Genomic DNA, 13,528 nt, shown 5'->3' with positions numbered 1-13,528 from the left:
GGAACGGAAGTGAGTACTGCGAGCGAGTACCGGGAGGGCGTCGCCGACCCGCCGGTCCATCCTCCCGACGGGTCCACCGGCCCGCCGCCGACCGAACTCCCGACCGGGCTCCCGCCCGAGCTCCCGGAGGAACCCGAGGCCGCGCGCGGCTCGCTGGTGCGCGGGCTGGTCCGGCTCGTCCGGCCGCACCAGTGGTCGAAGAACGCGGTCGTCCTGGTGCTGCCCCTGCTGGAGTCCGGGACGGCGCCGTGGCGGGCGATCGGCAGCGCGCTGCCCGTCCTCGTGCTCTTCGTGCTGGCCTCCTCGGCCACCTACGTCGTCAACGACCTCGCCGACCGGGAACGGGACCGCCGCCACCCGGTCAAACGCCACCGCCCGATCGCCTCCGGGGCCGTCCCCGTCCCGGCCGCGATCGTGCTCGGCGCCGCCCTCTACCTCGCCCTGCTGGCGGGCTCGGCGCTCGTCGGGGGCGCGGCGATCCCGGTGCTCGCCTACGCGGTGACCAACATCTGCTACAGCTTCGTCCTCAAGCACGTCTCGGTGGTCGACGTCTTCGTCATCGCCGCCGGCTTCGTGCTGCGGGTCTGCGCCGGCGCCATGGCGGCCTCGGTCACGACCTCCTCGTGGTTCCTGCTCTGCGTCTTCTCGGTCTGCATCCTGCTGGGCTTCGGCAAGCGCCGGCACGAGCTGACCTCGGTCCAGAACGGGCCCTCGGAGCTGCACCGGCCGGCCCTGCGCGCCTACTCGGTGCCGTTCCTCAACAGCATGGTCACCTTCGCGGCATCGGTGACGGTGCTCGCCTACGTGTCCTTCCTGCAGAGCGACGCCGCGGCCGGCAGCATGCGCCAGCTGCGCATCCTGCTCTCCACCCCGCTGGCGGTCTTCGCCATCGCCCGCTACCTGCAGATCCTGCTGGTCAGCGAGGAGGGCGGCGAGCCGACCAGGACCCTCTTCACGGACCGGACGATGCTCGCGGTGGGCGGGCTCTGGCTGACCGGCTTCGCCGTCCTGCTGGCGGTGCAGTCGTGGTGACCCTCCGCCGGTTTCCGCAGCCGAAGCGCTCCTGGTTCCTCGCCGACCGGGCCGCCACCTGGCCGGTCCGGCTGCTGGCCGGGGCCGGCGCCCTCTGGCTGCTGTTCTGCCTGCTCCAGGAGGCGCTGGCCGGGCGGGTCTGGTTCTGGGTGGTGCCGGGAGCCGCGCCGCCGCCGGTGCTGCTCGGCGTCCCGGTGCTGCTGCTGGCGGCGGCCCTCGCCGTCCGGCTGCGCCGCAGCCGCAGCCGGGTCCGCTGGCCGGCGCTGATGGGCGTGCTCTCGCTCGCCGTCGGGCTGGACCAGTCCGGGCTGACCCTGGCCGCGGCGACGGCCGACCGCACGGTGCCGCCCGGCGCGATCCACGTCGTCGCGCAGAACACCGAGTACTGGGGTTCCGACGTGGACCCGGACCGCTTCTACGCCTACCTCAAGGCGCAGCACGCCGACGTCTACCTGCTCCAGGAGTACCTGCACTGGGACGAGTCGGCCGGCGCGGACGGCGCCCGGGAGGTGGCCGACACCGCCCGGCTGAAGCGGGAGTTCCCGGGCTACCAGGTCGTCACCCGGGGCGAGTTGGTGACCCTCTCCCGGTTCCCGGTGGTGGCGCAGCCGCCGGTCGGCCCGGACCGTGCGCTGCGGGCGGCCGGGGACGAGGACTGGGCGCACGTCTTCGCCGGGGCCAAGGTGCTGCGCACCGACCTCGCGGTGGGCGGCTCGGTGGTCTCCTTCTACAACGTCCACATGCTGGTGCCGGTCGCGTACGGGATGCCCCTGCAGGACTTCCCGGCGGACGTGCACCGCCGGCAGCGGGACCGCCGGGCGCAGTTCGACGGCCTGACCGAGGACGTCCGGGCCAACGCCAACCCGCTGTTCATCGCCGGGGACTTCAACACCAACGCCGGCATGGGCGACCTCAACGGGCTGCGCGGCCTCACCCAGGACGCGGCGGACGCGGGCGACACGGTCCTGCCGATGTCCTGGGACGCCGGCAGCCGGCACGACTGGTGGCGCTTCGACTGGGCGTTCACCGCGCACGGCGCCCGGACCCACCGCTACGCGCTGAGCAGCCCCGAGGGAACATCCGACCATCTCCGCCAGGACGCCTGGATCTCCGGGCCCGCTTCGGGAGGCACGCATGGCTGACACAGACGGGACCGACGCACGACCCACGGTGTCGGTGATCATCCCCAACTACAACTACGAGAAGACGATCGCCGCGGTCGTCGAGTCCGTCCTGGCCCAGACCCACCCCGTGCACGAGGTGGTCGTGGTCGACGACGGCAGCTCGGACCGCTCCCCGGAGATCGTCCGGGGGTACCCGGACGTCCGGCTCGTCACCCAGGCCAACGGCGGGGTGTCCGTGGCCCGCAACCGGGGCGCGAAGGAGACCACCGGGGAGATCCTGTTCTTCCTGGACTCCGACATCGCGCTGGAGCCGGACGCGATCGCCAACGCCGTGGCGCTGCTCCGGGAGCAGCCCGACCTCGGCTGCGTGCACGGGGTGGTCGGCAAGCGGGCGCTGTTCGACGACGGGCCGGTGGAGCGCTACCGCGTCCTGCACGAGCACTGGTGGCGCCGGCGCGCCACCGGCCGGGTCAGCACCGTCTTCTTCGCCATGTGCGCGATCCGGCGCGAGGTCTGGGAGGAGGTCGGGCCGCTGGACGAGACGCTGCGCGAGGCGGAGGACGTGGAGTACAGCGAGCGGCTGGCGGAGAGGTACCCGATCCTGCTGACCGAGACCGTCGCCGGCCGGCACGACGACGAGCACCGGCTGGGCGCGATGCTCACCGAGCAGTACCGGCGCTCGCAGCTGCTGGTGGCCTTCGCGGCCGCCCACCGCTTCCGTCCGGGAGCGCTCAAGGCGAACCGGATGCCGGGCGTCCTGGCCACCGCCGTCACCTGGGGCTCGCTGCCACTGCTGCTGCTCTCGCGCAAGGCGGCCGTCGGCCCGGCGCTGGGCCTGGCCTGGTTCGCGGTGGCGGACCCGGGGCTGGCCCGGTTCGTGATCAGGGACCGGGGGCTGCGGTACTACCCGGCGTTCGTCGGCTACCACTTCCTGCTGCACAGCGCGCTGGTGGCGGGGGTCGCGCGGGGAGCGGTGCGGGCGCTCACCGACCGGAACTTCCGGCGACCGCGGCACGGGGCGTCATGACGGCTGCACCGGGGGCGGACGGTACGGAGGTGCCACCGGGTGTGCCCCAGGCGGCCCCACCGCGGCCCGCCCGGCCCGCCCGGCGTCGCCTGCTGACCGCCGTGCTCCTGCTGGCCGGCCTCGCGGGCCTGTTCGCGGTGGCCCGCAACGACGCCTGGAGCCTGCTGGCGACCATGGCCGACGGCCGCTCGCTGGCGCTGCTGGCGGTGGCCGTACTGGCGAACGTCGGCGGGCTGCTGCTCGGCCTGCTGTCCTGGCGGGCCGTCCTGGACGATCTCGGGCCGCCCGTCGGGCTGTTCGGCAGCGCCCGGATCTTCTTCTGCGGGCTGCTCGGCAAGTTCCTGCCGACCCCGGTCTTCGGGCTGCTCGCGCACATCCAGCTGGGCGCCGAGTACGGGGCCACGGCCGGGCGGATGGTCACCACCTACGTGGTCAGCCTGGGGATCACCCTGCTGACCGCCTGCCTGGCGGCGCTCGGCATCGCGCCCGCCGTGCTCGGCGGCAACACCTGGTGGCTCGCCCTGCCGGTGCTGGTGCTGCTCTGCTTCGTGGTCCGCCCCGGGCTGATCGGTGCGTCGGTGGAGTACGGTGCGCGGCTGTTCCGCCGCCCGCCGCCGACGGCCCGGGTCTCGGCCCGGGCGGTGCGGGTCTCGCTGGTCCTGGCGCTGCTGTCCTGGTTCTCGGCCGGGCTGCACCTGTGGCTGATCGTGCTGGCCCTGGACGGGCCGGCCGCCCGTTCGCTGCCGGCCTGTGTCGGGGGCTTCGCGCTCGCCACCGTCGCCGGGACCATGACGATCGTCCTGCCGGACGGCCTGGGGGCCCGGGAGATGGTGCTGGTGCTGTCGCTGTCCACGGTCGTCCCGGTCTCCACCGCGGGCGCCGCGGCGATCCTCTCCCGGCTGGTCTGCACGGTGGCCGAACTGGGCACCGCCGGGGTAATGATTCTGCTGACCCGGTCGCGGCGGGCCCGGCCCGCGGGCGCGGCCGGCTCCACCACCACCGATCCCCTGGGAGGGAAGACCGATGCACTACCGCAGCCTCGGCGTTGACGGACCGTCGGCGAGCGCGCTCTGTCTCGGCGCGATGACCTTCGGCACCACCGTCGACGAGGAGACCGCGACGGCGATCCTGGACCGGTTCACCGAGGCCGGCGGGACGTTCGTCGACACCTCGAACAACTACGCCTTCTGGGCGGACGGTGCGGACGGCTTCGAGAGCGAGGAACTCCTCGGGCGCTGGATCGCCCGCCGCGGCAACCGCGAGGAGCTGGTGCTCGCCACCAAGCTCGGCGCCCGCCCGGTGCCCGGACTCCCCTTCCCCGAGCACATGGAGGGCCTGTCCGCCCGCGCCGTGCGCGAGGCGGCTGAGGGCAGCCTGCGCCGGCTCGGCACCGACCGCCTGGACCTGTACTACGCGCACGTGACCGACCCGGCCACCCCGGTCGAGGAGACCATGGGCGCCTTCGCCGCCCTGGTGGCCGACGGCAAGGCCACCGCCCTCGGCTGCTCCAACCACAGCGCCGCCGAACTGGACGAGGCCAACCGCCTTGCCGCCGAGCGAGGTTGGCCCGGCTACCGGTGCATCCAGCAGCGCCACAGCTACCTGCGGCCGCGGCCCGGCGCGGACTTCGGCATCCAGAAGCACGCCGACGAGGCACTGCTGTCGCACCTCGCGCAGCGGCCGGAGCTGACGCTGCTCGCCTACTCGCCGCTGCTCGGCGGCTCGTACTGCCGCCCGGACCGGCCGCTGCGCGAGGGGTACGCGTGGCCGGAGGCGAAGGCCCGGCTGGCCGTGCTGGCGGAGGTGGCCGAGGAGACCGGCGCCACCGTCAACCAGGTCGTGCTGGCCTGGCTGCTCGGGCACCCCGTCCCGACCGTCCCGGTGGTCGGGGCCAGTTCGGTGGCCCAGCTGGAGGAGAGCCTGGGGGCGCTGGACCTCGTGCTCGACGAGGAGCAGCGCCGACGGCTGGACGACGCGGCCTGACGAACCGCCCGACGAGCCGCCTGACGAGCGGCCGGCCGTCGGGGCCTGTCGTGCGGGACAGGCCCCGGCCCACCGCGCACCCACCTACCGGGGCCGGCTCACAGCCACCCCTCCTTCGCCGCCCGGACGCCCGCCTCGAAGCGGCTGCGCGCGCCCAGCCGGGTCATCAGCTGGGAGGCCATCCGGCGCACCGTACGAAGCGAGAGGCCGAGGCGCCGCGAGGCCACCTCGTCCGTGCAGCCGATGCCCAGCAGGAGCAGCAACTCCCGTTCCTGGGGCGTCAGATCGTTCTCGTCCCGGCGCGGGTCCTCGCCGAACGGCGTGCCCGCCGCCCAGAACTGCTCGAACAGCAGGGCCAGCGCGCTCACCACGCCCGGGGTCCTGACCTCCAGGGCGCCCGCCCGGGCGTCCGCCGGGTCGATCGGGACCAGCGCGGTCTCCCGGTCCACCACGACCAGCAGCAGCGGCAGGACGGGCACCGTCCGGGCCTCGCCGCCGAGCCGGGTGAACCAGCGGACGTACTCCAGCGTCGCCTGGTCGTTGCGGAAGCTCTCCTGGTAGATGCTCCTGATCCGCACGCCGCGCTCCAGCGCCTGCCGGTCCAGCGGCTCGCTGGCGTCCATGGTGTCCGGCAGCTGGGCGCCGCCCGGGACCAGGGACAGGCACTCCCGCTCGGCGGTCGAGGCCAGGTCCTCCAGCCGCTTGCGGACCATGTCCAGGCCGTCCAGCCGGTGGATGATCTCGTGCCGCGAGGCCCGGTTGGCGTTGAACCGGGCGCTCAGCGCGGTCACCGCCTGCTCGGCGGACTCGATCTGCCGCTGGCGCCGGCTGAGGTCCGCGGTGGCGCGGGAGAGCAGGAAGCCGAAGCCGACGTCCGGGTTGAACGGCACGACGTCCCGGCAACTGTCCTCCAGGTGTACCAGGTCGAGCTCGGCCAACCGGTTCAGTGCGGCCCGTACCCGCTCCTCGCTCCACCCCAGCCGCTCGGCCATGTCGCCGACCCGGAATCCCGGTTCGTCGACGAGCAGCCGGTACACGGCCTCGGCCTCCGGTTCGATGCCCAGAACTTCCAGCACAGCAATTCCCCCGTGTGATCACCGTCCGGTTCTCCATGGGAGGCTAGGCCAGGCTGCCAGGTAGGTCTATACCAATTCTCATGCCGGGCCCTCGGACCCGGCGGCTCCGACGGCCCCGGCTCCGTCAACAGGGTTGCCCACAGCCTGTGGACAACCCCGTCCCGTCAGTCGTCCTGGTTGTCCGCCGTCGCGTGGAGGGTGGTGAACAGGGCCGAGAGCCGGGCGTTCCAGTTGGCGTTGGTCAGCGGGTCGATGGAGTGCTTCTTCGCCAGGTCGCGGATCACCTTCTGGGCGCCCTTCAGGTCCTGCGCGGCCTCGTCCGGGTTGCCCTCGTTGAGGCGGGCGGCGCTGGTGTCGAGGATCCTCAGCAGCTCCGCCTGCTTGTCGCGGTCCTTGGCGACCTGGGCCTGGGCCACCGCCTGCCGGAAGGACTGCAGCTGCAGCGCGGCCGGCTGGTTGCGCGGGACGGCCTGGGTGGGCGCCGCCGGCCCGGACGGGGTGGCCGAGGTGGCGGCAGCGGTGGGCGTCGGGGCGTTGGCGGAGGTCGCGCCCGGGGTGGCGGGCGCGCCGGCGGCGGGCTTGACGGGCTTGGCGGCGGCGTTGCCGGCCGGCTCGTCGAAGGCGGTGAGCGCCAGGGCGGTGACCCCGGCCAGCCCGGCCACCCCCAGCGCGCCGAGCACCAGGGGCTTGCGGCGGCTGCCCCGGGCCGGGGCAGGGACGGGCACGAACCCGGGCGCGGAGGTCGGCGCGAACCCGGACCCCGGCGCGGCGGGCACCGGCGCCATCACCGAGGTGGCGGCCGGGGGCTGCGGCGGGAGCAGCGTGGTGTGCTGCTGGTTCGGCGGCACGGCTCCGGGCTGCGCGGCGGACCCCGACGGTTGGACGGCGCCGGGCTGCGGAACCGGCGGCAGCAGCTGGGTGGCGGCCGCGGTGGCGAGCAGTTCGGCCGTCGGGTCGCCGACCACCAGCCCCGGGACGGTGGCGAGCAGTTCGGCCCGCGCGGCGGTGGCATCCGCCGGGCGGTCGGCCGGGTTCTTGGCGAGCAGCCGCAGCACCGCCGCGTCCAGGGCGGGCGGCAGGCCCGGGCGCCGCGCGGACGGCGGCAGGGGCTGCTCGCTGACGTGCTTGAAGGCGATCGCCACCGGCGTCTCGGCGGTGAACGGGGTCGCGCCGGTGAGCATCTCGGTCAGCACGCAGCCGACCGCGTACAGGTCGGTCCGGCCGTCCAGCTCCGAGGCGGTGGCCTGCTCGGGCGAGAGGTAGGCGGCCGTGCCGAGCACGCTCGCGGCCTGGGTCAGGTTGCTGGAGGAGCCGGCCCTGGCGATGCCGAAGTCGACGACCTTCACCCCGCCGTCGTCGGTGATCATGATGTTCCCGGGCTTGATGTCCCGGTGCACCAGCCCGGCCGCGTGCGCGACCGCCAGCGCCTCGCAGACCGCCGTCGCGACGCCCACGGCGCGCTCCACCGGCAGGGTCCGCTGCTCGGCCAGCAGGGCGGCCAGCGAACGGCCGTTGACCAGCTCCATCACGATGAACGGGGTGCCCTCGTCCACGCCCGAGTCGAAGACCATCACGATCCGCGGGTGCACCAGCATCGCCGCGTGCTGCGCCTCGCGGCTGAACCGCTCGGCGAAGCGCGGATCGTCGGCCAGACCCCCGTTGAGGACCTTCACGGCGACCTGACGGCCCAGCACCCGGTCCACCCCGCGCCAGACGGTGGCCATGCCGCCGACGCCGAGTATCCCGACGAGTTCGTAACGCCCGTTCAGCGCCCGTCCGATCACCTGGAGCTCCCCTCACGTGCCCTGCCCGGGGTTCCGGGCCGCCTCGTGCACCCGTGCACGATAGCCGTCGACGCCAACGGGCTCCGGCGGAGTTCCCGGCATCGCCGCGGGCTGCCCGCCGGCCGGCACCCGCAGGCTGCCGTAGCGCTGCATCCGCTGCCAGCGCAGCCGGGAGCCGGCCAGCGCGGTGAACACCGACTGGATCACCACCAGGTACATCAGCTGCCGGTACACGAACTGCTGCAGCGGCAGGCTCCACAGCGGCCCCGGCCGTTCCCTGTCCAGCCGGAACGCGTACGCCCCCATCAGCACCTGGACCAGCAGGAACGCCGCCCACAGGCCGACGATCCGGACCGGGTCGAGGAAGGCCAGCCCGTACAGCGCGAACACGTCCACGACCGGGGCGAGCAGCGGCAGCAGCACCTGGAACACCAGCAGGTAGAGCAGGCCGCGCCGGCCCAGCTTGCCCGCCTGCCCGCGCTGGGCGAGCGCCCCGCGGTGCTTCCACATCGCCTGCAGCGTGCCGTAGCACCAGCGGTAGCGCTGCCGCCACAGGGCGCTCAGCGAGGCGGGCGCCTCCGTCCAGGCCCTGGCCCGCTCCTCGTACACGACCCGCCAGCCGTCCCGGCACAGCGCCATGGTGAGGTCGGTGTCCTCGGCCAGGGTCTCCTCGCCGACGCCGCCGACGGCCAGCAGCGCGGAGCGGCGGAAGGCGCCGACCGCGCCGGGCACGGTGGGCATGCACTCGGCCAGGTCGAACAGCCGGCGGTCCAGGTTGAAGCCGACCACGTACTCGATGTGCTGCCAACGGCCCAGCAGACCACCGCGGTTGACCACCTTGGCGTTGCCGGATACGGCGCCGACGGCGGGGTCGGCGAAGGGCTGCACCAGCATCCGGACGGCGTCCGGTTCGAAGACGGTGTCACCGTCGACCATCACCAGCAGTTCGGCCCGGGCGGCCGCGATGCCGGTGTTCAGCGCGGCCGGCTTGCCCGCGTTCTCCTGCCGGATCACCCGGACGTACGGCAGGTCCAGCGACTCCACCAGGTCGGCGGTGCCGTCCGTGGAGCCGTCGTCGACCACGATCACCTCGACCGGGTGGTCGGAGGCCAGCAGCGAGCGGACCGCCGCCTCGATCCCGGCGGACTCGTTGTACGCCGGGACGATCACGCTGACCGGCTCGGTGACCGGCGGGCCCCAGCCGCGGCGGCGCAGCCGCTTGTGCCGGCGGGCCGCGTACAGCACCACGACCGCGCGCAGCACGCTGACCGCGCCCGCCGCCCAGAGCAGCCAGCCCAGCACCGCGAGCACCAGGTCGCCGCCGCGCAGCAGCCAGACCAGGGCCAGGCCCTGCCAGTGGTCGCCGGCCCCGGCCGGGTGGACCGGATTCGGCAGGCCGACGGCCTCGCTGACGGTCGTGAAGCGCAAGCCCCGGCCCTTCAGGGCGGTCAGCACGCCGTCCAGGGCGGCGACGGTCTGCGAACGGTCGCCGCCCGCGTCGTGCATCAGCAGGATCTGCCCCTGGTCGCCGGGCCCGGCGGTGGCCGCCTTGACGATCTCGGGCACGCCCGGGCGGCGCCAGTCCTCGCTGTCCCGGGTGGTGAGCACCGTCAGGTAGCCCTCCCGCCCGGCCTGCCGGACGGCGGACCAGCCCGGGTCGTCCACGGCCTCGGGGGTGGACGAGTACGGCGGCCGCAGCAGCGAACTGGTCACGTCGGCGGTGCCGGCCAGGGCCAGCTGGGCCTCGCGCAGCTCCAGGGTGCGGCGCCAGGCGGGCGCGGCGCCGAGGTCGGTGTGGGTGAAGGTGTGGATGCCGATCTGGTGGCCCTCGGCCACGATCCGGCGGACCAGCTCGGGGTGGGCGGCCGCCTGGGTGCCGACCACGAAGAAGGTGGCGTGGACGCCGGCCCGGTGCAGCACGTCGAGGACCTGCGGGGTCCAGCGCGGGTCCGGGCCGTCGTCGAAGGTGAGCGCGATGGTGCCGGGCGCGGGCGCGGCCGTCCGGGGCTGCCCGCCCGCGCTGTCGATCACCGGGCCGCCGGTGCGGATCGCCTCCGGCACGGTGGCGGCGGAGGCCGGGGCGGCGGACTGGTCGGGACGGTCGTCGTACAGGTGCTGGGTGTAGCCCTGGAACAGCAGGGTGGCGGCCAGGGTGAGCAGCAGGGCGGTCAGCAGGAGCCAGTGTGTGCGCAACGGGCCCTGGCGGACCACGCCGCGCCGGCCCCGGCGGCTGTTCCGGACGGGCGGGGCGGCTCTTCGGCGGCGGGCGGTGCTCATGGGGGGGTGGCTTTCCGGGAGGCGGGCGAGAGGCGGCAGGGCACGGCGGAGGGACCCGGCGCGATCGGGTCGGCGGGTGCGTGACGGGCCCAGGGCGTCCGGCGGGGTCAGGGGGTCGGGGCGGGCTTGTTCGGCTTGTTGCCGGAGTTGCCCGGCGGCACGGTCGGGCGCCCGTGGCCGGGGGTCGGGGCGGCGGTGGGACCCGCGGCGCCGTTGCCGTTGCCGCCCGGGGACGGCGCGGACGCGGTGGGCTCGGGGGTCGGGGTGACGTTCACGGGGACGGGCGGAGCCGCCGTCCGGCCAGGGGCCGCCGAGGTGGCGGGGTGGGAGGCGGCCGTCGTCGGCTGGGCCCGGGCGGGCTGGACCGAGTCCGGGCGTTCCGTGCCCAGGTCCGAGGGTGTCGGCGCGGCCGGGGAGGGGGCCTGCGCGGGCGCGCCGGCCGCCGGGGCCTGCGGCAGCGGCAGGAACGGCGCGCTGACGGTGGGCCCGCCGAGCACGGTGCTCACCAGCAGGCAGAGGTAGCCGGCGGCGGGGACGGCGAGCAGCAGGCCGAGGTGGCGCACCCGCCGCTGGCGGCGGCCGGAAGAGTCCACGAACACGGGGGCGGCGGTGCTCCCGGCCGCTTCGGCGTGCTCCACGGGCACCTCAGCGGGTGCCAGGAGGCCGGGTGCGTCCACGGAGGTCTCGGGGTCCACGTACACCGGGAGGACGGCGGTCGCGGCCGTCGCGGCCGGCACCGCGTTCTCGGCCGGCGCGGCGGCCTCCGGGGCGCGGGGGCGGCCCACGGCCGCCATGTACGCCGGGACGAGGGCGGGCGCGGCGGCCTCCGGGGAAGGGGAGGCGGCCGGGGAACCGGGCAGCGGTTCCCCGACCGCCGGCTCGTGGTCGTGCAGATCGACGGTCACGATCGGGTCCACGTCCGTTCTGGTCGCACGGGGTGTGCGGCCCGCCCTGACTGCGGGCGGGCGGGCCGCACGGTTCCGGGCCCACCGGGCCGGCGGCGCGTCCGGGGTGACGCCTTGCCGGTCCGGCCGGGGCCGGCCGGGTGGACGGCGGGCACGGGGGAGCCGACCGGCCACCCGGAGTTTCGGGTGGTACTGCTTCCTGCTGTCCTGCTCCTGTCGTTCCTGCGTCCTGACAGGTCCTGCGGGTGGTCCGGTCCGGATGAGCGGCGAGCCCGGGGGGAGTCGCTCGCCGCCCATCCGGAGATCAGGGGGTTACCTCTCGGCGGCGGAACCGTCGGGATGGTCGGGCTTGCTCGGCCGTACGGCCGGCGGGGTGGGCACGGCCGGCACGGACGGGACCGTCACCCCGGGCTTGCCGGGCTTGGCGCCGCCGTTCGCGTTGCCGTCCCCGCCGCCCTTGGTGTCGTTCCCGGTGCCCTTGCCGTTGCCGGAGCCACTGCCGGAGCTGTTGCCGGAGCCGCTGCCCTGGGTGCTGCCGTCGGCCCGGCCGGGATCGTGCGACGGCGCGCCGGCGCCCGGACGGCTGTCGCCGCCCTGGGCGGCGAGCCCGTCGACGCAGTACCGCTCCACCTTGTCGGCGCCGCCCGCCGCGTCGACCAGCGGTCCGAACTGCGACTCGGCGGCCAGCTGGCCGGGGTGCTCGCCCTTGCCTTCCCGGTCGGTGAAACCGTGGCAGAGGGCGGCCAGTGCGGGCGCGAGCGGCTGACCGCCGTGCCCGTCCGCCGAGGGGGTGCCCTGCGTCGGGGACGCGGACGGTCCGACCGGCTGCGCACCGGCCCCGGACGGCTTGACGGAACCGTCCGGTGCGGCGCCTCCGGCCCGGAAGCCCGCGGTGGCACCGGGGCCCGAGGAACTGCCGAGGGCGCCGCCGGCCGAGAGCGTGTGCTCCGGCTCGGTGGAGCCGCCCACCGACAGGTTCCCCGTCCCGGCGGCGACCGCGACCCCGCACAGCGCCGTGGCCCCGAGCACGGCGGCAGCGGCCTTCGTGCTGAAGGCCCTGGCGAGGGCGGTGGTGGCCATCGGTCGTCTCCGGACGGGGTTGACATCGACTACGGGATCGGGCGTGAGACTCGCCTCCCGGAACGCGGCCAGGGCGGCCTCCTCCCCGGCCAGTTCCCCGGCCGTCGCGGGAGCGGCGGCCGCGGCCAGCACCCGGGCGAGCTGCCCGGGACCGTCCGGTCCGGTGAGCGAGGCGTCCTGCCCGGCCGACGTGCCGCCCACGGCACCGCCGAGCAGCTGCTCGGCAGTGTCACGGTCGATCCGACGGGATCGGTTGGTGCTCATCTCATGTCCTTCAGCGTCGCGGCCCGGCGTCCTGTCACACCTTGCGGAGAATTTTTTTTCGCGGACTTCCCCACGGGGTCCGCCGGGTCCGTCGCGGGGTCTCCGTCACCCGTCGCGGGGTTCCCCGCCGTGTCCGGGCCCGGCGCCCCGGCCCGGCGCGCGGCGGGGATCCCGACCGCGCCCGGCTGCTCCAGCAGCTTGGCCAGCCGCTTCAGCCCCCGGTGGGCGGCCATCCGGACGCTGCCCGCCCGTTTGCCGAGAACCCGGGCGGCGCTCTCCGCGTCCAGCTCCATGACCACCCGCAGCAGTACCGCCTCCGCCTGGTCGGGCGGCAGCCGGGAGATGAACGCCAGCGCGTCGGCGGTGCCGACCGCGGTCAGCGCCGCACCCGCGGTGTCGTCCCCGGCGGCCAGTTCGGCCAGGTACTCGAAGGGCAGGTCGGCCACCGGACGGCGACGGCGGGCCCGCAGGTGGTCGAGCGCCCGGTGGCGGGCGATCGTGGCGGCCCAGCCGCGGAAGCCGTCCCCGTCGCCGGAGAATCCGCGCAGGTCTCGGGCGATCTGCAGCCAGGTCTCGGAGGCGATGTCCTCGGCGTCCTGCATGTCCTCCGGCCGGCCGCCGACCAGCACCCGCAGGTAGCGCAGCAGCCCCGGCTGGACGGTCCGGAACAGCAGCCGGAACGCCTCCTCGTCCCCGCCCTGCGCGGCGCGGACCGCTTCGGCCAGGTCGGGGGGTGTGGGGGCCGGGCCCGGCGGCGGATCGGAGGGGGGTACTGGTCCGGGCCGTCCGACGGAACTGCCGGTGCCCGCTCCTGGGCGTTCTGCACTCTGCACCCGCCACATGATGCGCCATGCGGGGGCCCGGGTCGGCGCCCCCGGCAGCCGGTCGTACCCGTACGCGCCGCGCGCGCCGGGGCGCGAGCTGTCACCGCTCCCTCCGGAGCGCTGAAAGAAACCGCAGGTCAGAGACGGTATCA

The 13,528-nt window shown here is 75.2% G+C and carries 11 protein-coding genes; 5 read left to right on the top strand and 6 right to left on the bottom strand.

Going from position 1 to position 13,528, the window contains the following annotated elements:
* The first annotated feature begins 9 nt into the window (after nt 1-9).
* From BX285_RS07370 to BX285_RS07350, 5 genes are read left to right on the top strand one after another with little or no spacing between them, the layout of a single operon-like run.
* Nucleotides 10-1,032, top strand: coding sequence for a UbiA prenyltransferase family protein (locus BX285_RS07370; RefSeq protein ID WP_179852830.1), 1,023 nt, complete (start codon nt 10-12; stop codon nt 1,030-1,032).
* The gene (locus tag BX285_RS07365) at nt 1,026-2,174 is read left to right on the top strand and encodes an endonuclease/exonuclease/phosphatase family protein (RefSeq protein ID WP_097237266.1); all 1,149 of its coding nucleotides are present in this window, start codon (nt 1,026-1,028) and stop codon (nt 2,172-2,174) included. Before BX285_RS07370 ends, BX285_RS07365 begins: the two co-directional genes overlap by 7 nt.
* Nucleotides 2,167-3,183, top strand: coding sequence for a glycosyltransferase family 2 protein (locus BX285_RS07360; protein ID WP_121174744.1), 1,017 nt, complete (start codon nt 2,167-2,169; stop codon nt 3,181-3,183). Before BX285_RS07365 ends, BX285_RS07360 begins: the two co-directional genes overlap by 8 nt.
* Before the next feature lie 41 nt (nt 3,184-3,224).
* Nucleotides 3,225-4,232 carry a lysylphosphatidylglycerol synthase domain-containing protein gene (locus BX285_RS07355; protein WP_183107020.1) on the top strand — a complete coding sequence of 336 codons (1,008 nt, stop codon included), beginning with the start codon at nt 3,225-3,227 and terminating at the stop codon, nt 4,230-4,232.
* A complete protein-coding gene (locus tag BX285_RS07350; protein WP_121174742.1) occupies nt 4,207-5,166 on the top strand; it encodes an aldo/keto reductase in 960 nt (319 codons plus the stop codon). Before BX285_RS07355 ends, BX285_RS07350 begins: the two co-directional genes overlap by 26 nt.
* Nucleotides 5,167-5,264: 98 nt before the next feature.
* On the opposite strand, the gene BX285_RS07345 is transcribed toward BX285_RS07350, so the two are convergent.
* The 6 genes from BX285_RS07345 to BX285_RS07320 all read right to left on the bottom strand — a co-directional run bounded on the left by BX285_RS07345 (nt 5,265) and on the right by BX285_RS07320 (nt 13,394).
* The gene (locus BX285_RS07345; RefSeq protein WP_097237262.1) at nt 5,265-6,242 is read right to left on the bottom strand and encodes a LuxR C-terminal-related transcriptional regulator; all 978 of its coding nucleotides are present in this window, start codon (nt 6,240-6,242) and stop codon (nt 5,265-5,267) included.
* A 164-nt stretch (nt 6,243-6,406) separates the two neighbouring features.
* The gene (locus BX285_RS07340) at nt 6,407-8,026 is read right to left on the bottom strand and encodes a protein kinase domain-containing protein (protein ID WP_121174741.1); all 1,620 of its coding nucleotides are present in this window, start codon (nt 8,024-8,026) and stop codon (nt 6,407-6,409) included.
* Nucleotides 8,027-8,038: 12 nt separating this feature from the next.
* Nucleotides 8,039-10,303: a bifunctional polysaccharide deacetylase/glycosyltransferase family 2 protein gene (locus tag BX285_RS07335; protein WP_121174740.1), complete on the bottom strand. Its 2,265-nt coding sequence runs from the start codon at nt 10,301-10,303 to the stop codon at nt 8,039-8,041.
* A 107-nt stretch (nt 10,304-10,410) separates the two neighbouring features.
* Complete coding sequence (locus BX285_RS07330; RefSeq protein WP_147465124.1) at nt 10,411-11,208, bottom strand: hypothetical protein; 798 nt, start codon at nt 11,206-11,208, stop codon at nt 10,411-10,413.
* 312 nt (nt 11,209-11,520) lie between these two features.
* A complete protein-coding gene (locus tag BX285_RS07325; RefSeq protein WP_097237258.1) occupies nt 11,521-12,552 on the bottom strand; it encodes a hypothetical protein in 1,032 nt (343 codons plus the stop codon).
* Nucleotides 12,549-13,394 (bottom strand): RNA polymerase sigma factor, encoded by an 846-nt coding sequence (locus BX285_RS07320; RefSeq protein WP_097237257.1) that lies wholly within the window; start codon nt 13,392-13,394, stop codon nt 12,549-12,551. Before BX285_RS07320 ends, BX285_RS07325 begins: the two co-directional genes overlap by 4 nt.
* Nucleotides 13,395-13,528: the final 134 nt, after the last annotated feature.

The organism is Streptomyces sp. 1114.5 (genome assembly GCF_003635085.1).
Lineage (GTDB): Bacteria > Actinomycetota > Actinomycetes > Streptomycetales > Streptomycetaceae > Kitasatospora.
The sequence above is the reverse complement of the archived record's forward strand: the minus strand, read 5'-3'. Positions and strand labels throughout refer to the sequence as shown.